Source organism: Chitinophaga eiseniae (assembly GCF_900167135.1).
GTDB lineage: Bacteria > Bacteroidota > Bacteroidia > Chitinophagales > Chitinophagaceae > Chitinophaga > Chitinophaga eiseniae.
This window is the reverse complement of the sequence record NZ_FUWZ01000001.1, coordinates 1,402,718-1,421,267: the sequence shown is the minus strand read 5'-3', so window position 1 is coordinate 1,421,267 and position 18,550 is coordinate 1,402,718. Positions and strand designations below refer to the sequence as shown.

General features: G+C 47.1%; 18 protein-coding genes and 2 tRNA genes. 4 read left to right on the top strand and 16 right to left on the bottom strand.

Annotation, left to right across the window (positions count from 1 at the left end):
- Positions 1-129 precede the first annotated feature (129 nt).
- Entirely contained in the window at positions 130-927 is a 798-nt protein-coding gene (gene mazG, locus B5D63_RS06000) for a nucleoside triphosphate pyrophosphohydrolase (protein ID WP_078667815.1), read from the bottom strand.
- Positions 928-1,110: 183 nt separating this feature from the next.
- Here mazG and B5D63_RS05995 point away from each other — a divergent pair, with 183 nt between their 5' ends.
- Complete coding sequence (locus B5D63_RS05995) at positions 1,111-3,387, top strand: Tex family protein (protein WP_078667814.1); 2,277 nt, start codon at positions 1,111-1,113, stop codon at positions 3,385-3,387.
- 182 nt (positions 3,388-3,569) lie between these two features.
- Here the strand turns inward: B5D63_RS05995 and B5D63_RS05990 are convergent, their stop codons facing one another.
- The 4 genes from B5D63_RS05990 to B5D63_RS05975 form a co-directional block, all read right to left on the bottom strand.
- Positions 3,570-4,082, bottom strand: coding sequence for a hypothetical protein (locus B5D63_RS05990; protein WP_143312780.1), 513 nt, complete (start codon positions 4,080-4,082; stop codon positions 3,570-3,572).
- A gap of 159 nt (positions 4,083-4,241) precedes the next feature.
- On the bottom strand, positions 4,242-5,021 hold the full coding sequence (locus tag B5D63_RS05985; RefSeq protein ID WP_078667812.1) for an enoyl-CoA hydratase-related protein: 780 nt from the start codon (positions 5,019-5,021) through the stop codon (positions 4,242-4,244).
- Positions 5,022-5,043: 22 nt separating this feature from the next.
- The gene (locus tag B5D63_RS05980) at positions 5,044-5,946 is read right to left on the bottom strand and encodes a DUF3667 domain-containing protein (protein WP_159455908.1); all 903 of its coding nucleotides are present in this window, start codon (positions 5,944-5,946) and stop codon (positions 5,044-5,046) included.
- Positions 5,947-5,974: 28 nt separating this feature from the next.
- The gene (locus tag B5D63_RS05975; protein WP_159455907.1) at positions 5,975-6,877 is read right to left on the bottom strand and encodes a DUF3667 domain-containing protein; all 903 of its coding nucleotides are present in this window, start codon (positions 6,875-6,877) and stop codon (positions 5,975-5,977) included.
- A 147-nt stretch (positions 6,878-7,024) separates the two neighbouring features.
- On the opposite strand from B5D63_RS05975, the gene B5D63_RS05970 reads away from it, so the two are divergent.
- From B5D63_RS05970 to B5D63_RS05960, 3 genes are all read left to right on the top strand, one after another.
- A complete protein-coding gene (locus B5D63_RS05970; RefSeq protein ID WP_078667809.1) occupies positions 7,025-7,876 on the top strand; it encodes an RHS repeat domain-containing protein in 852 nt (283 codons plus the stop codon).
- Between the two features lie 145 nt (positions 7,877-8,021).
- Positions 8,022-8,097, top strand: a tRNA-Gly gene (locus tag B5D63_RS05965).
- Positions 8,098-8,113: 16 nt separating this feature from the next.
- Positions 8,114-8,199: transfer RNA gene (locus B5D63_RS05960), tRNA-Leu, on the top strand.
- Here the strand turns inward: B5D63_RS05960 and B5D63_RS05955 are convergent.
- The 11 genes from B5D63_RS05955 to B5D63_RS05905 all read right to left on the bottom strand — a co-directional run bounded on the left by B5D63_RS05955 (position 8,181) and on the right by B5D63_RS05905 (position 18,549).
- Entirely contained in the window at positions 8,181-9,752 is a 1,572-nt protein-coding gene (locus tag B5D63_RS05955) for a recombinase family protein (protein ID WP_078667808.1), read from the bottom strand. The two genes, B5D63_RS05960 and B5D63_RS05955, sit on opposite strands and share 19 nt — an antisense overlap.
- A 341-nt stretch (positions 9,753-10,093) precedes the next feature.
- A complete protein-coding gene (locus B5D63_RS05950; RefSeq protein ID WP_078667807.1) occupies positions 10,094-10,384 on the bottom strand; it encodes a hypothetical protein in 291 nt (96 codons plus the stop codon).
- 70 nt (positions 10,385-10,454) lie between these two features.
- Positions 10,455-11,951, bottom strand: coding sequence for a hypothetical protein (locus B5D63_RS05945; RefSeq protein ID WP_078667806.1), 1,497 nt, complete (start codon positions 11,949-11,951; stop codon positions 10,455-10,457).
- A 20-nt stretch (positions 11,952-11,971) separates the two neighbouring features.
- Positions 11,972-12,802: a conjugative transposon protein TraN gene (traN, locus tag B5D63_RS05940; RefSeq protein WP_078667805.1), complete on the bottom strand. Its 831-nt coding sequence runs from the start codon at positions 12,800-12,802 to the stop codon at positions 11,972-11,974.
- Between the two features lie 32 nt (positions 12,803-12,834).
- Complete coding sequence (gene traM, locus B5D63_RS05935) at positions 12,835-14,169, bottom strand: conjugative transposon protein TraM (RefSeq protein ID WP_159455906.1); 1,335 nt, start codon at positions 14,167-14,169, stop codon at positions 12,835-12,837.
- Positions 14,170-14,199: 30 nt separating this feature from the next.
- Positions 14,200-14,544: a hypothetical protein gene (locus B5D63_RS05930; protein ID WP_235021468.1), complete on the bottom strand. Its 345-nt coding sequence runs from the start codon at positions 14,542-14,544 to the stop codon at positions 14,200-14,202.
- A gap of 147 nt (positions 14,545-14,691) precedes the next feature.
- The gene (traK, locus tag B5D63_RS05925; RefSeq protein ID WP_078667802.1) at positions 14,692-15,309 is read right to left on the bottom strand and encodes a conjugative transposon protein TraK; all 618 of its coding nucleotides are present in this window, start codon (positions 15,307-15,309) and stop codon (positions 14,692-14,694) included.
- A gap of 10 nt (positions 15,310-15,319) precedes the next feature.
- The gene (traJ, locus tag B5D63_RS05920) at positions 15,320-16,537 is read right to left on the bottom strand and encodes a conjugative transposon protein TraJ (protein WP_078667801.1); all 1,218 of its coding nucleotides are present in this window, start codon (positions 16,535-16,537) and stop codon (positions 15,320-15,322) included.
- Positions 16,538-16,542: 5 nt separating this feature from the next.
- Positions 16,543-17,190, bottom strand: a complete 648-nt coding sequence (locus tag B5D63_RS05915; protein ID WP_078667800.1) for a hypothetical protein — start codon at positions 17,188-17,190, stop codon at positions 16,543-16,545.
- Between the two features lie 6 nt (positions 17,191-17,196).
- Complete coding sequence (locus B5D63_RS05910) at positions 17,197-17,838, bottom strand: hypothetical protein (RefSeq protein WP_078667799.1); 642 nt, start codon at positions 17,836-17,838, stop codon at positions 17,197-17,199.
- 24 nt (positions 17,839-17,862) lie between these two features.
- Positions 17,863-18,549 carry a conjugal transfer protein TraI gene (locus B5D63_RS05905; protein ID WP_078667798.1) on the bottom strand — a complete coding sequence of 229 codons (687 nt, stop codon included), beginning with the start codon at positions 18,547-18,549 and terminating at the stop codon, positions 17,863-17,865.
- Position 18,550: the final 1 nt, after the last annotated feature.

Genomic DNA, 18,550 nt, shown 5'->3' with positions numbered 1-18,550 from the left:
GTTATTGGGTTATTGGATTTACGGATTTTGAAATTTTGAAATTTTGAAATTTTGAAATTTTGGAATTTTGAAATTTGTGAGTTTGGCAGTGCGAACCCCCAATAACCAAATATCAAAATATCTAAATATCTAAATTCCTAACTCTTTTGCTTTGTTCCAGAGTGTGTCCATTTCCGTTAGGTTCATATCGTTGAGGCGGCGGCCTTGTTCCAGTGCGAGGGCTTCCATATGCTGAAAGCGGCGCTGGAATTTTTTGTTGGTACGTTCCAGGGCGTTTTCCGCGTCGATATTGAGGAAGCGGGAGTAGTTGACCAGGGAGAACATCACATCACCGAATTCCGCTTCGATGGCGTTCTGGTCGCCGGTGTTCACTACTTCTTCCAGTTCGTTCACCTCTTCTTTCACTTTATCCCATACCTGGCTGGTGTTGTCCCATTCGAAGCCTGTTTGTTTGGCTTTTTCCTGCAGGCGCATCGCTTTTACGAGGGCCGGGAGGGACACGGGAACACCGCTGAGGACAGATTTTTTACCTTCTTTCAGTTTAAGTTTTTCCCAGTTTTGTTTCACTTCTTCTTCGTCCTGTACTTTTACGTCGCCGTAGATATGGGGATGTCTGGCGATCAGTTTATCACATACGCCGTTGATAACATCGTTGATATCGAATTGTTGTTGTTCGGAGCCTATTTTAGCGTAGAAGACGATGTGCAGGAGGATATCTCCCAGTTCTTCCTTAATGGACTTCCAGTCTTCTTCCGTGATGGCGTCTGCCAGCTCGTAGGTTTCCTCAATGGTCAGCTGCCGCAGGGTCTGGATGGTTTGTTTGCGGTCCCAGGGGCATTTTTCCCTTAAATCGTCCATTATCTGTAACAATCTGTTGAATGTAGCTGTCTTTTCCATGGCCGTAAAAATACAGAGAGATTTTGTCATTTTGGCATTTTACGGACAGCAGGGAATGGGGGAAAATTGCTTTCTGTTTGAAAGGCTTTTTAATTACATTTGCGAGCTGTAAAAAATTCAGCGATTTTAGTATTTGGCAGCTGGCCGTCTACCGGTTAAAATAAAGGCATCAGGGCTTGCTGTCAACATAAAAAAATCCCAAAAAGTATTGATATGAATCCGAAACACATTACGCTTATTTCATCCGAACTGGGCATCTCCGCCAAACAGGCAGAGAACACCATGGTGTTGTTGTCTGAAGGGTCTACCGTACCTTTTATCAGCCGTTACCGCAAGGAGATGACGGGCAGTCTGGATGAGGTGCAGATCGGTAAGATAGAAGACCTGCAAAAGCGTTACAAGGAAGTGGACGACCGTCGTGAGTTTATCATCAAAACCATTACGGAGCAGGAGAAAATGACCCCTGAGCTGCTGGAGAAGCTGGAGGGCACCTGGGTACTGGCAGCGCTGGAGGACATTTATCTTCCCTACAAGCCCAAACGCAAGACCCGCGCCACTGTGGCCATTGAGAAGGGGCTGGAGCCGCTGGCCCAGCTGTTGTTTAATCAGCAGGACGGCGATACCGCCGCTGCGGAGACCTTCCTCAACGAGCAGGTGGCCACTTCGGAAGAGGCCCTGAAAGGCGCCCGCGACATTATCGCTGAATGGATCAACGAGAACGCCGAGTGCCGTGACAAGCTGCGTAAGCTCTTCACCCATACCGGCAAGATGACTTCCAAGGTAGCCGAAGGCAAGGAAGAGGAAGGCAATAAATACAAGGATTATTTCGATTTTTCCGAAGACCTGCGCGAAGTGCCGTCCCACCGGGTACTGGCTATTCTGCGTGCCGAGTCTGAGGGTATACTGTTCAGCACCATAGCGCCGCAGGAAGAAGAGGCCATGGAGCTGATCAACAAACAGTTTGTGACTGGCAAGGGCGCTGCCTCCGAGCAGGTGGCCAAAGCCGGCGCAGATGCTTACAAACGCCTGCTGCGTCCTTCCCTGGAAAATGAATTCAGGGCGGTGGCCAAAGACAAGGCAGATACCGAGGCTATCGACGTGTTTGCAGAGAACCTGCGTCAGCTGCTGCTGGCAGCGCCGCTGGGCCCTAAGGCCGTGATCGCCATCGATCCGGGTTACCGGACCGGTTGTAAGACCGTAGCGCTGGACAACCAGGGCAATATGCTGGACCATGACGTTATTTTCCCGCTGGAAAAGAACTACAAGCGGGACGATGCCGAAGCCCTGCTGAAAAAATGGGTGAACCGGTACGATACCGCCGCCATCGCGGTAGGTAACGGTACCGCCGGCCGCGAAACAGAAGAGTTCGTTAAAAAGATCGATTTCGGTAAGAAAATCAACGTGTTTATGGTGAACGAAAGCGGCGCCTCCGTGTATTCCGCTTCCGAAGTAGCCCGTGAAGAGTTCCCCGACCAGGACGTGACCGTGCGCGGCGCCGTATCCATCGGCCGCAGGCTGATCGATCCGCTGGCGGAACTGGTGAAAATCGACCCTAAGTCCATTGGTGTGGGCCAGTACCAGCACGACGTGAACCAGTCGTCCCTGAAACAGAGCCTGGACCGCGTGGTGGTAAGCTGCGTGAACAATGTGGGCGTGAATCTCAATACCGCCTCCAAGCACCTGCTGGCCTATGTTTCCGGCCTGGGCCCTTCCCTCGCCGAAAACATCGTGAAATACCGCAAGGAAAACGGCGCTTTCAGCAACCGTACGCAGCTGAAGAAGGTACACCGGCTGGGCGACAAAGCCTTTGAACAGTGTGCCGGCTTTCTTCGTATCGAAAACGGCGATAACCCGCTGGACAATTCCGCGGTACACCCTGAGCGCTACGCTCTCGTGAAAGAAATCGCCGAGAAGCAGCACTGCACTATTGAGGAGCTGATCGGCCAGGAAGACCTGCGGAAAAAAATCAATCCGAAAGACTTCGTGCGTGAAGACGCCGGGATGCTTACCATCGAGGATATCCTGAAAGAGCTGGCCAAGCCCAGCCGCGACCCGCGCGACGAGATAGCGATCTTTGAATATGCGGAAGGCATCCACAAAATGGAGGACCTGAAAGCCGGTATGGTACTACCTGGCGTAGTGACCAACATCACCGCTTTCGGCGCTTTTGTGGACATCGGCGTAAAACAGGATGGCCTGGTGCATATCTCCCATATGTCCAATAAGTTCATCAGCAACCCCAACGAAGCGGTGAAGCTGAACCAGAAAGTACAGGTGACCGTACTGGAGGTGGACATCGCCCGGAAACGCATCTCCCTGTCTATGAAAGACCAGGAGAAAGGCCAGGGTGGCGGCGGACCGCGTAAGGAACGCCGGGATGAGCGCAGGGACGATCGTCGCGATGAGCGCCGGGAAAAACCAGCCAAAGAAGCGCCTTTGAATGATTTCCAGGCGAAGCTGGCAGCGTTGAAGAATAAGTTTGATAAATAGCCTCGCCAAGCCGTCACGCAAAGGCGCAAAGCAGCAAAGGCGCAAAGAAGAAATAAGCGAGCACAGAAAGCAAAGGAGCGAAGATCAAATGTGATCTTCGCTCCTTTGCTTTCTTATTTAAACTTAAAAAAATCTTTGCGCCTTTGCTGCTTTGCGCCTTTGCGTGACGGCTTGGCGAGCAACTACCGGTTCAGCCATTCTCTGAATTTCTTCGGGTAGGCAGTATCATTTTTTTCTGCGAAGATCATGACTTTTTTATGGAAGGAGTAGGCGGCGTAAATGATATCGCGGTCCATATCCACAGCGACGGCTGCTTCGTAGGGGCCGGCGTTATCGGGCATACGGCCCTGGTTGAAGAGGATGCTGTCTTCCACTTCGATGGGCGGGCATACCTTAAAGCGTTCCAGGAAGGTTTTGTGGTTTTTCCCCAGGAGGTGGCTGAGCCGGGATTTCATGGGTTCCTGTTCCAGCAGTCCTACTTCTTCCGCAAACTGTCCTTTATATTGTTCAAACTTCTTCCAGGAGTCGACCCTGTCGGTCTGGATGGTGTCTTTATTGGCGATCATGGTATCTGTGAGGGGCACGGTGGTATCATCTGCCAGCATGACCGCCCTGATTTCCTGGGCGGGGCCGTTACAGGCCGTTGTGCAGATGCCGAACAGGAACAGCGTTACAGGTAACAACTTAACGATCATGGTTAAATTTTTAGTCATCAATACAAACAGGTTGCCGAAGCTGCCGGGTACCACTCCCCTGCGCTTTCGTTACATACGGGCCCAAACGTCCATATCAGGTTAACAATTCAAATAACAAAAAAGTTTAATGGTTTTTCAAGCTGTTGTATTTCCTGTTGGTTATTGTCCTTTGAAGTCGGGGGTCCTTTTTTCCATAAAGGCTTGCATTCCTTCTTTCTGGTCGGCCGAGGCGAAGAGCAGGTAGAAGTTTTTCCTTTCGAAGTGCAGGCCTTCATCGAGGGTGGTATCAAAAGCTTTGAGGACGGCCTCTTTCGCCATTTTTACCGCCAGCGGGGCCATGGCCGCCACTTCGCCAGCCAGTTTGATCGCTTCCTGCAGAAACAGTTCCACCGGTACTACCCGGTTGATCAGGCCAGCCTGAAGGGCTTCCTGTGCCGTAATAAAGCGGCCTGTCAGCACCATTTCCATGGCGAGGGCTTTACCGACCGCGCGGGTGAGGCGCTGGGTGCCGCCGGCGCCGGGCATTACGCCCAGTTTGATTTCCGGTTGACCAAAGCGGGCTGTTTCGCTGGCCACGATCATATCGCAGAGCATCATCAGCTCGCAGCCACCGCCAAGGGCAAAGCCGCTTACCGCAGCGATGATGGGTTTCTTTGTTTTTTTGATGGTATCCCAGGTGCTGAACTGGTCGGTATTAAACATATCGATGGCTGATTTTTCTGCCATCTGTTTAATGTCAGCGCCGGCAGCGAAAGCTTTTTCATTGCCACTGAGGACGATGGCCCTCACCTGGTCATCTGCGTCGAGCAGTTTCAGGGCATCCCGCAGTTCCCCCATCAGCTGGAGATTCAGAGCATTCAGTTCCTTGGGTCTGTTTAACTGGATGTGGGCTACATAGGGCGCCACCTGTTGGTGTATGATAATAAATTCCGGTTGCATCACTCAATTTAAAGAAAAGTTATCAATAAACGGTCAGTGTCAGGAGCAGCACCAGTACGAACAGTGTTACCGCGATGCAGAAATAGCCGCAGGACAGCAGGATTGCTTTCACGAGTGATTTCCGGAACGATTGCTGGTAGGCATTTTTCAGTGCGAATACCAGGTAGAAGAATGCGCCCCAATAGGCGATATCCAGCGGCAGATCGTCGTGCACAAAATAACGTATCACCAGTCCCACGAAGAGGATGATAAACAAAAAAGAGTGGAGGTGGATGGTGAAGATGGCGTGATCTACATATACCAGTTTTCTTTTGCGATGGCTCCATTTCACCATCAGGGCGAACAGCGGCATGAGGACGAACATGATTTTGGGCAGGTTGTCGGTAAAAAGTCCCTTGATCAGTTGTTTAGCGCTTTGTTTGTTTTCCCGCATTTTGGCCATGCGGCGCTCTATGCGGGCTTCCAGTCCTGTGAGGCGTTTTTCAGGCGGTAATGAAGCCTGTACGGAATCAAATTCCGCCACGCTTTTATACTGTGCGTTGATATCGCCCACCTTTATATCCGCCAGTTCCGACTGGATACCGGGTTTGGCGCCCTGTTTCCGCGGGCTGTTGGCCAGTGTGAGGAAGAAGAAGAAAAAGATAAAAGATATGAAGATGTATAGCTGGATCGGATTGACATAACGTACCCTTCTGCCGGCCCAGTATTCCCTGGTCAGGAAGCCGGGGCGTATGGTGAGGTATTTGAGGGTAGTAAAGAACCGGGAATCGTAGTGGACGATATCCGCTACCACGTGGCCTGCGAGGTGGCCGAAGCTTTCGTGTTGCACCGTATTTTCCTGACCGCAGCGGGGGCAAAAACGTTCCGGTACTTCCGTACCACAATTGAGACAGTTTTTCTCTGAGCGTAAGGGTTGTGTTTTCACGCGATGTAGATGGTTGTGAGATAAAAATTTAAACTGACAGTACTGCGAATATGAAACCCATGAATACCAGCATGGCGAAAAATATATAGCCGAAGAAAAGCAGGGCGCCTTTCACAAACGATTTCAGGAAACCCTGCTGGTATGCGCTTTTCAGCGCAAATACCAGGTAGAAGAAGCCGCCCCAGTAGGCCAGGTCCAGCGGCAGATCATCGTGCACAAAGAAACGCAGGACCAGCCCCACAAACAGGATGATAAACAAAAACGAGTGGATATGGATGGTAAAAATGGCGTGGTCCGTATATACCAGTTTTCGTTTGCGATGGGTCCATTTCACCATTAATGCAAACAGTGGCATCAGGAGGAACATGATTTTGGGCAGGTTATGGGAGAACATCTCTATGATGACGTCATCTGCTGTTTTGCCGCCTTCTTTTAACGCTGCTATCCGTCGCTGCCAGCGGTATTCCACGCCTGTAAGGCGTTTCGACGGAGGCAGGGCCGCCTGCAGCGAGTCAAACTGGGCCACGCTGTTGTATGCTGTGTTCATGGCGCTGAGGTCAACGACCCCTTCTTTCTTTGGCGCTTTCACTTTCTTTTTGGCAGGCTGCTCCGGCGTGTGGGTAAGGATGGCAAAGAACAGGAAAAATACAAAAGAGATAAAAACGTATAGTTTGATGGGATTGACATACCGTACCCTTCTGCCGGCCCAGTATTCTTTGGTCAGAAAGCCGGGGCGGATGATAAGGTATTTGAAGGTGGTCAGGAACTGGGAATCGTAGTGGACGATGTCGGCCACGACGTGACCAGCCAGGTGACCGAAACTTTCGTGTTGAACTGTATTTTCTTGTCCACAGTGTGTACAATAACGTTCCGGGACCTCCGTACCGCAGTTGAGACAGTTTTTCTCTGAGCGTAAGGGCTGTGTTTTCACGCGATTTAGATGGTTGTAATATGAAATCGGGGAACAAGATAATTAATAATCGCCATGTATCTTATACGGTCAAAAAATTTTAATATGAAAATTGCGTTTTACATTTGTCGTAATTGTCACCATTAAAAATCAGCGATTATTACCTACATGAAGAAGACGATCCTATTGGTATTGGGAATGCTGGCCGTGGGCAGCAAGGCGTATACACAGTTTTATTTTCAGGACATCTATAATACGCAGCAGACTGTGGCTACCATGGCGTTGCTGAAGGAGAACAAGGTGAAGCTGCAGCGGGTGATGACGCTGGATGCCGCCACGATGGAGATAGACCGGGATTTTCGCTGTGAGCGCAGCCTGAGCCCCACCTATCACCAGATGAAATCGCAGACACAGTCCACCGCCACCGGCTATTCGGCCCTTACCTCCTCTTTTTCTTCCAAGGGGTTGCTGACGAAGACTGTAGACAGCTCCGCCGGCAGTATCACCACTACTTTATACCGGTACGACGCACAGGGCAGATTGCAGTCTGTCAGCAGCAGCTCCATTGCCCGGGAGAGCAAGATGCGGTTTGACGAGACGCGCAGCTATCGTTATGACAGCGCCGGCCGGCTGCAACAGATGGTCCAGAAAAAGGGCATCAGCACCGATTCCGCGCTGGTCACCTTCAAGACAGACAGTGCCGGTCATGTGACCGAAGAGCTGGAGCAGCGCAAAGGCGCTCCCGCCAAACGTATCTTTTACAACTATGACAAAAACGGGCAGCTGACCGATGTATACCGCTATCAGCCTGCGAAGAAACGTATGCTGCCGGACTATATCTTTGAATATAATGCCCAGGGACAGGTAACGAAAATGACTACCGTCAACGCACAAACGTCATCCTATACCATCTGGGAATACGAGTACCAGGGTAACGGTCTGCCCTCAAAGGAAAGCTGCTATGGCAAAGGGAAAGAACTGCTGGGCATGGTAAAGTACAGCTATGAGCTGAACCCCTAGTTACAGTTAAAATTTATGGAATGCATAAATTCTTTTAGCTCAACGCCAAAAAAATTTTGCAGCTTCAAAAAGATTGCTATCTTTGCAGTCCCAACGAAAAAAGCCCTGTGCTAAACGTTGAAAAAGTTCTTATATTAGACAACCTGCGGAAGTAGCTCATTTGGTAGAGCACGACCTTGCCAAGGTCGGGGTGGCCGGTTCGAGCCCGGTCTTCCGCTCCAGGTTTTACACCTTGATACCCTGGTGGTGGAATTGGTAGACACGCGGGACTTAAAATCCCGTTCGCAGCAATGCGAGTGTGGGTTCAACTCCCATCTGGGGTACTTATGGAGTTTTTGGCAAAACTCAGAGAAGGCTGCTCAACAAAGAGCAGCCTTTTTTCTTTTATACTCAAGTAGTTAGCCATTAAACTAGGGTGTAATAAGTTGGTTCTAAGTACCTCCCCGTCATATATGAGAGTAGGTTTGAACCACATCTTTAAAAGTTTCTGTTTTGCGTTTATACCCAACTTGTGATACAGATTTTTCATATCACATAAATACGGCAAAGCCTTTTCCAGCTTAGACCAGCGCTGATTTATATCTCCCTTCAACTTTGTAATATCACTTTGCAGCAAAGACCGTTCACTAGAAAGTTTGCTGAACCACTTTTTGTAGGTGGAATTTTCAATGACACCGTTGATTAACTTTTCTTCCAGATCGTTGATCTTTTTATTTACCTCAGTCAGCGCCTTATCCTTATTCTTAATAACGGTGGCTCTGTTCTTCAGCTGTTCATCAAACTTTTCCTTCACCTTAGAAATAATTATCCGCAACTGCCTGGCAGAAAAAGACAAATTATGAAGAAGCTCGTCCACCATTTCGTGCAGCTTCTCTCCCCTATAGTTTTTCCACGGCTCATGTACGCACCGATAATATAGATAGTATTTGTTACGGCCTTTACTGAAGCCGGCAGTCAACGCAGCTCCGCAGGTACACCGCAGTATCCCGCGAAGAGGCACTTCAGGACGCGGTACCGCTCTCCCCCGGGTTCTGCCTATTATCTGTTCATTGACCTGCCAGTAGACCGCCTCGCTAATGATAGGCGTATGGATAGCCCGTACCATTTTTTCCGGTTCATTATTGCCTGCCGGTACCTTTAAAAGACCTGCGTAGACAGGATTCAACAAAATACGGCTAACGGCGCTTTGGCTTTTCAGGTTAAATCCCTGGCGGGTAACCGACTTCAAGATGCTGGCTATAGAAACACCGTACAAAAAGTCCGTAAAAATTTTCCCTACAATTTTGCTCTTAACCGGGTCGATAACTATAATAGCTTTCCCCTGTTCATCCCTGGCGTTCTTGTAGCCGAACGGCGCCAGGTTTACCATACGCCCTGCTTCCAATGCTGTACGGATACCATTCTTGGTACGTCTCCGGATATTTATTAACTCATGGTTTGCGACCATCAGCTTAAAAGCACGATTCATGAACGTCTGCGGGTCCTGCGTATCAGTATCTATATGTTCATGGGTGGATAGAATTTTGACGCCCAGGCGGTTTTCCAGTTCCTTTATTTTTAACAGCGCCTCTGCAAGGTCACGGCTGAACCTATCATAGTCAATTATGATAAGGTATTTCACCTTGCCTTTGTACTTTTTTATAAACTGTTCCAGGGCAAGCCAGTTCGGACGATCAAAGGTATCACTATGTTCACCTTCATCCTTGAACACGCTGATAAGATTCAGGTTATTGCGGGTACAATAGTCCCTTATACCTCTATCCTGATATTCGAGGCTGTATAGTGATTGGTCCTTAATGCTTATACGGATGTAACCAATAGCATTTGAAATCAGGTCGCTGAAAGCGTTGGCAAAAACGATGTCTTCTATATTCATTCGGATTCCTTTAAAATAACTTCCACAATTAACTCCGCGATAAAATCCAGCAATTGATCTTCAATTTCATCCATAACACACCATTTACAACATCACACAATGAAGCTGCAATTGCAAACACAAGGAAAGAATTAAAAGGAATAATGACCAGCAGGCCGCTGATCAAGCAGGAAATAGAAACATCCCGATGACAGCAAAAATATTAAATTCTTGTCAGTTTGCAACAAATAGGAATAGCCAAAGCCTGTATCAGGCTTTGGCAGAGGTTTATCCCCGTCAGCAAGCCCTATCGCTGGCAGTGGTACTCCTACCGGCTGCTTCCTTTTCAGGCTTACAGTATATTAATCTATTTTATTTTGGGGCCGGCCTGATGAATCCTGGAAGTCAGCCATATACACTATACTACCCAGTATTGGATGATAGGATGGAATGTACTTAACATATCCCAGCTCGTTCAGGTCATTCATACACCTGTGGTAGGTAGACCTGCTGATCTTCGCCATCTCCAACACCTCCGGACGGTTTATTGATATCGGTTCTTCAAAATCTGTCTGATTCCATACCTGGAACAATGCCAGGTACAAACTGAGGTGAGTAGCTCCTACCCTACCGTCATTTTTAACGGAATCCATAACTGCTGTTAATCTCTCACGCGCTTTCTCCATAACACACCAATTCAAAAATTCACAAAGCGTACTAAATTCAGGAGATAGACTGCCCTCTATGCTGATCGTTTTTTTGGGCGTTTCCCTCCTTCGTAACATTTTGGCCAGTAGCTTGGCTATCAGACTGCTTCTGCTGAGCAGCAGGCTTCAGCGCCTCCACAGTTGTCTGCTGAAGATTCTCCTTATAAACACGCAAAGTATCATGAAGAGGAAGCGCTTCAACAAAAAAGCGGTTTTCTCCAACATGGACCATCTGCCGGTTACCTCTTTCAAGCGAACTAACCAACCGCTGGCTTTCTTCTGGCGTGGACATCTCTTTTATTCCGGGATACCTTCTTAATACAGCTTCCGCATCAACTCCCTTCACCCTTACCAGGGGATGGTTACCGTCTTTGTCTATCTGTTTAAAATCAAGAAAGGCCCATTCCTTCTCGTCTTTGTTGATAAGAAAAGACCGCTTTTGCATGGCGTTGTAGGCATTCTTAATGGTGATCACGTCAGAATTGCCGGTAATATCAAATGATTGCTTTTGTATTTCTCCCACTTTGGGTTTTACTAATAATTCCATTTCATTCAGGAATACAAGATCACTGTCCGGGCGGTTTGATTTGTTATACTTAAATGTGGTAACCGAAAGGTCTTCACCGAACTTTGTAGTATGATATAAGCTGGACTGCTTTTCTCCCTTTTCCAGCATTATCTTCAGGGCATCGTCCAGAGCATCACCAACACCCCGGCTCCTTAACTGCTTTTTATGATATTCATATACCTTCTCATTCATCTCAATACCATTTTCACGTCGTAAAAAATCTGGGTTGATTGTGTTATACCAACGATATTCATCAACCCCATAAATTATTCCTCGCACAGCGGCATCAACAGATTTTAGCTCTACCACACGGTATTCATCTAAATCCCGCCCCATAGAAAAAATATGATGCTCAGCTTCTCTTTCGCAAGAGAAAAAATCAAAGTCGCTGATGTTTTTATGAAAAGAAACCGTATTGAAAGCCATCCAGGCATTTCCGTTAACAAAAGCATTGTTCATCGCATCATAAATCTCCTGGTCTATTTTAGCAGCGGGTCCGGCAAACTTCAGTTCAGCAGAATAATAGCCGGCGGGCAGGTCAAGCATAATAGGGTCGGATGGGTTATGATACTGTTCAAAATCCCAATGCCGATCTTTTAACGTGGTACCACTTGCATAAGCCGAGGCAACATGAAGACCAGTTTCTCCCTCCGGAGTACCTTCCATGCTGAACTGTACACGCTGTCCTTTATATGTGCCTACCAGGTTAAAATCCACATACTCTTTTCGTTCCAGAGGTTCCTTCACTGCAACTTCTAGGAAAGATTTATACGCGTCGATAAAATCCGCCTTTTTGTCCAGGACCTGTAGTTCATGTCCGATTTCATAAACCTGGTGGCCAGGATGACTGTGTCGGACTATCCAGTATTCATCAATCAGCTCTGATGGTACAAACCAAACCCGGTCGTTTCTATTTCCGTCACGGTTGAAAGTTTCTTTAGCCATAAAATTTGATTTTTATCTAATCAGATGGGAACAGCACTTACCAGGTGGCGGTTTTTAATCCGAATTTTCAGATGCCGGCCACCATCCTTCTCTGTTACATACAGATACAGGTGCTTTTTATCGGGAATCGTAAACTTTGGCAGGGCAAATACCAGGACCGTTTCGGTGCGAGCAGGAATGACCTGATCTGGGCCTAGAACATATTTTGGCTGGATGATCTTTTCTTGAAAAGCCGTCCTCCGTGCAACTTTTCTATCTCTGATGAAGAACTTCACCTCGTCGAAATAATAATTTATCGAAGAACTGTTTTTTATGGACACCTGAAAGTAGAAAACATCATTCTTAATAAAGATGGTACTAAGCCGAAGCCGAACATTATAAGCTGCGTCTGATAGTTTAAGGCGATGCTGCTTACTTATCCTGGTTAACTCAGCAGTACGCTGTAATTCAGCAGCGCTTAGGGAATCACTTTTCAGCAGTACAGGACCGCCATATAGTTCTGCTGGTCCCTGTCCCAAACGTAAATTCAGCACACGGGGCATACTGTCATATCTCACCATAAAAGAATAGAACTTCCCGTCGTCAGTAACAATACTCAGATTTGTTTCCGGAAAATTCTCCTTCCCCGCTTTCAACTGGAGGATATTCTTTACCCCCTTTGCCTTTTGCACAAGAAGATCACGACTTCCCCTGTCAACACTGCTGATAGCATACGGAAAAATAAGATTGGAGGTCTTGTTATACGACACTTCCATGTTCAAAGGAACTATCTCCTTATACTCCTGCCCTAATGCAGGTATAGTTCCTACCAGGCAGGATAGACCTGCCACCCAAACAGCACATTTCAACATCACTTAGGAATTTAGATTTATAAAATAACCGGTCAGCTCTGGCTGTTTTTCAACAACACCTGATAGCCTGCCTTTACCGTTACTTTGATCAACTTAACCTTCCTGCTTAACAGGGTCTTGGCCGTTTCAATACCGGCACTCGCCGCCTGGGCACCAAGAGAAGGGTCCATTGACATGATACCGAGGCCCTGTATAGCCTGGTCCGCCGAATTTTTGGAAACATCCCGCGCAATTGCGCCTGGAACGTATATCCCTGCCATACCATCCAGGTCATATGCGGAAATAGCGATGGGCAAAATAGAATTGGAATACCGGATAGAACGTATATCCACCTGCAAGCGCTCACCGCTGATCGATACAGCTCCATATACATAGGTATCCTTCGGCACCAGCCGGCCGGCAATATAAACATCCCGGGTAAGGCGAAGCTTCAATGTAGCACCGGTAACCAACGTCTGTGTTTCCGGCACTACTGCTTCCACAGCATTTTCTTCTTCAATATCGGTCATAGCATCGTCCAATGAATAGAAACCGTTTGCCGCCTGATGAACAGAAAATACCGTATCCCCGATATGCACCCGGGAACGCTGCGTCGGCTGCAGCGTAGACACATCCAACGCATCGTTATTGAAAGATGATACCGGATATACCTGCTCCTGATGTTCAGAAGAGAGCTTCCGCATCTTTTCCCGGACACGGGACGGGTACTGGATATCCAAAATCTTTTCCAGCATTCCGTCGATCTTTGTCATTTCAGGGTCTTCCGGCGCCTTATCCTGCATAGCCTCCATTATCTTCTCCAGCTGGGCCACGTCAGGCCTAATGTCAGTAGTATCAACGCCTACACTACTATTCTTATCAGGCCCACCCTCCTTCACAGCAGGCATGGAGGCGGTAGATTTGTCCAGCTCACGATTTATTTCTGCCAGTTTCCGGTTTACCCGCCGCACATTCTCGTCCGGCTCATTACCCGGTGAGAATGGTGATTCCACAACGCCGCCTTTTTCATCCGCCCTGGCTTTCTCTGCTTCAACAAAGCTGCGGAAATCAATATCATCGTTATCCACACGAGTGGTTTTATTGTAATTAGGGTCATGCCGGGCGATGTCCTGCCATTTCGCAGAATCCCTGGCGGCTTTTTCATAATAATCCAGCTTGTTCATTTTTGATTCATCCGGCAGAATGGGCGCGGGCAGTTCATAATTAAACGCATCTACCTTGTGGCTGGCCGGCGCAGCGGTACCGCTGCCACCACCTAAAAGCCAGAATATTAAGGTTGCAAACGGGAATACGATGAGGGGGAGTATTATTGCAAACTTCCGCTTCCTTAAAAGCTCCTCTGAGGAGGATTGCTGCAGGTTATCCATAACACACATTTTAAAAATCAAACAACACAATTACTGCAACTGAAAATATCTGTCGGTATATATCAAGCTATCATACAAACTTGGCCGGCTTTTCCGGAGACTGTCCAGCAGAAGTTTTCCTTCCGCAGTTGAAGACAGACTATCCAGGTACTTTCTCAATTCCTTAATGCCGGCATTGCTGGCGGGACTTTCCGCACGCTGAACAGGTCCGGCGCCGGCCCGCACTGGCAAAACGTAGGCCGGGTGGCGGATGGCATCGATTTTAAATAAAGCCCCCCGCCTTGCTCCCATGCCGCTGAATCCAATATAGATACATACCGCAAGCCCAGAAAGGAAAAAGCAGGTAAGTATCATTTTCTGATACAGCAGGGGCACCCTGGTTATTTTCTTCTGTAGCCTACTACAGGATGCCAGCACAGCTCTGTTCCAGCGTGCAGCCCATCTGTCCAGCCATAAATAAGACTGGTTGTTATTCACAGGGCTGTTCCTCTTCCTCATAAACATCTTCCACCACAGCATACATTATCTGTTTACAACGTTCAGGTCCTCATTACGGATAGTTGTCCAGTGAAGTATCAGAAAGCCATGAGGATTGTTATCTGTACTCTTCGCATCCTGCAAATAACCCTCTGTAATAAGACTTCTCGTAGTGATACTTGTTGGCCGGCGAATTTGTAGCGTAGCATAACATCGGAAATAGTAGGGCTTTTTGCCAAAATCTACATTCACGCTATCCACTTCAATACGCTGGCTAACATTGCCTGAAATCACGCCGGTATAAAATCCGCCCTCTTTCAGGCTTTGGTACTTTTCCCGCGCAGAGGCATCCGCCAGATACATGGCTTTTGAAATATTGGATTGTATCAATTTATCATCAGGGTCCAGCGTAAAGAAAAGCCGGTGGAAGTCTTTGACATGAGCCCGGGCCTCTACGGGCAGATAGTTTTTCCTGTCATCAGCAAAGGCTTCAATGACCTTATCACCATATAATACATAAATCTTTCCCTGGACCTTCCCTGCTAACTGATAACTTTGATAATAGAAAAAGCATGATAACAGGGTATTTCCCACGATAACAGCAATAGTAAAACCCCGGATGTACCTGAATGCACTGTCAATATTCTTCAACTGCCTAAACATACCCTACTATTTATTTACCAGCCAATTCATCATACATATATGCCCCACCCTTTCCGGCCACACGGCCAATATCTGCCATAACGCCGGAACCACCGTCCTTACCGCTGTAACCTTCGTTAAAGTTTTTCGGGGCATTATAGGCATTGGAAATCCCCTGTCCCAGGCGGGATGCAGCCATCCCCGCACCGCCTGTAGCTACCGAAGTAGTCATGCCGGTTATTTTCTGTAAAAGTGGGTTACTGCCTGCCACGTGAATAACATACCCGGCAATACTGGGTACGGTAAAGTAACCTACAATACCCATAACAAGGAAGATGAGGTATGCCGTATCGTTGGCACCAAATGAAGTATCGCCATATTTCGAGATCTGTTCGATGTCTATTTTCAGCATATTGACCTGAATCTTATTGATGATAGCGCCGAAAATATTGGCGATAGGCAGCCACAAAAAATAGTTAATATATCTCCCTAGCCAGCTTATCAGCGATTGCTGAAAACCGTCGAAAATAGACATACCGAAAACAAGCGGCCCCATTATGGCTAAGACTATTAAATAAAATGTTCGTACCGTATTTATACACAGCGAAGCCGCCTGAAATAGCACCTGCAAAACCTCCGACAAGAACTGCTTTACTGAATTGCGGATGCCGTATGCCGTTTGCTCTATGCTGAATTTAATATCGTTCCCCAACCGCTCAAAAATACCCTCGTTGGTACGCGAGCTGTCTTTCGGATGGTAATACTTATACCATTCATCCTTGTTTCCACGCCCGTCAACACCGACATACATTCTATAGAATTTTGAATCCTTTATGGCATCTTCCTTTCTCTTCAGCAAAACCGCAATAGCTGTATCCGAATCTTTAACAATACCAGCAGTAGCCTCTACTGTCGGTTTCATCACTCCGTTGATTACATCCAGAACCTGGGGAAACATTCCTATTGCCAGTGCAATAACAAACGGACGTAAGAGCGGGTACAAATCAACCGGCTCCGCGTTCGCTATATTTTTCCAGACACGGGATGAGATAAACCAGATAGCTGCAAAAGCAGCAATTGCCCTGCCCAGGTCTATCATATCACCACAAAGAGGAATCATGTCATCGTACAGCTTATCCAGCACGCCATGTAATCCCCCGATGCTATCCGCCACGCTTTGGGCGTTGCTGATGCCAGGTAATAAAACCCCACAGCTTACATACATAAATAATCTCCAACCACACTTCATATCAATCACTTTAGTTCCCTGATACCATACAACACCTTTACCATCTCCACATCATTATTCTCTTTGGCCCGCTGTAATCCAAGCACCGTAGCCCTGTCATCGAAATGCCGGATAAACAACCAGGCATCCTCCATGTTTGCATAAATCCTATCAATCCCTTCCAAACGCTCATCATCCGACATCCTTAGCTTACTCGCTGTAATAATCATCAGCAGCTCTTCCAGGCTCTTCAGGCTTTCAGAAGTTAACCTGCCATATACGGCGGTCATGTACTCTAGTTCCTCGACGCTAAACAACCCGGAAGCCCGGAAGGTATTGAAAGCCGTTTTATACTCCTTTACGATGGCTGCCTGTCGGTTAATGATATCCGGGATACGTTTATATTTCTTTATCGCAGGATTAACAGCATATAAACCATTCAGGAAAACATAGTGAAGGTTGAAATTACCCTGGGAAAGGTCTTTCACTGTATTATACCCCTTACTGATAATCCTGTACCCATCGTACATATTCTGTAGTATCTTTTTCAACTGGCTCAACTTCTGGATGTTCAATGCCAACTGCGCAAGCTCGTCTGCCTGAGCCCTAGCCGGAACACACAGGAAAAGCTGGGATGAGAAAACAACAGCCACAACACATATCCACAACTTCATACCCAATCATTTTAACCCATACAAAACCTTCTGCATCGTGATATCGGCAGTCTCAAACCTTCTCTGCCTCACAAGCAAATCAACCTGATCTATGAAAACAGAGCAAAAGGCTTCTCTCTCCTTCACTTCCTTATATATAGTATCTATCCTGGAAAGCCGTTGATCATCCGACAACTGCAGGCGGTCATTTTCAGTGACCATAAGCAGATCAGCCAGGGACTCTCTATTGTAAGCCCTAATACTGGAAAATACCTGATGAATATATTCCCTGATATTCTGATCAAGGAGATCATTGGCAGCAAGTCCCCGTTCAGCAGCGCCACAGGCTGTACTAATTCCCATAAGAGACGAAAATATATCCGCTACTTTAGGGTACCGTTTCACAGACGGGTTAACCCGCTTCAAGGAGGCAAAGAAAACCTCGTGTATTTTAAGATCGCCGTTCTTTATCTGCGAGATTGTAGTTAACCCTTTATTAGCAATGCCATAGCCCTTTTTGACATAACCAATATACTGCTGCAATAACGCTATCTGCTTTGCCAGGTATTCCCGCTGAGTTTTCTTTTGTCGGAACCATTCGTCGAATGTCTGCGCCTTTGACGGAAAGGAAAAGACTACTGCCACACATATTAACAACACCACCTTCATACCGCTCAATTTTCATATCACCAATCACTTTCCGGTTATTCCATAAATCTGCCTTATCATTTCAATCTCCTTCATTCCCTTTGCCCGCTGGATACTGATGCCGATGTTATAGTCAGTGAACCGCTGCAACGCCGTCATATTTTCAGAAATACCATTCGCTGCCGCTGAAATGATCTCCAACCTTTTCCCGTCAGACATTTGTGTGGAGAAAGAGTTTATCACTAAAAAAAGCTGATCTATATTCTTTATACTTTCAGATAGAATACCGGAATAAACACGGTACATATAATCAATTTCATCAGGTGTGAAATGAGCATCATTCCGGAGCAGGTTGTATGCCCGTTTATATTCATCTACCAGAACAACCTGTTGCTGAACTATCTCCTTTATTCTCTTATAGGTGGAGATAGCATTCTTTACCTTCCACAATTCATCGAAATACCCGGCATACAGTTCTCGCTGCTTCTCCGTCCACCCGGCAATTTCCTGCAACTTCAATTTTGACAGAGTGTTTTCGATAGTCTTCTGCGCATTCTGCAAAATGATGGTCTTGTTTTGCATACGCTGCACTTGCAGATCAAGCGCTTTGATTACTTTTTTTGCAGCAGCTTTAATAACAGTCCAGATAATGGCATGGCTCTTCTTCGTAGGAAGCATCACCAATCCACAGCACAATACAATGCACAGCATCACCTTACTTACCCATTTCATA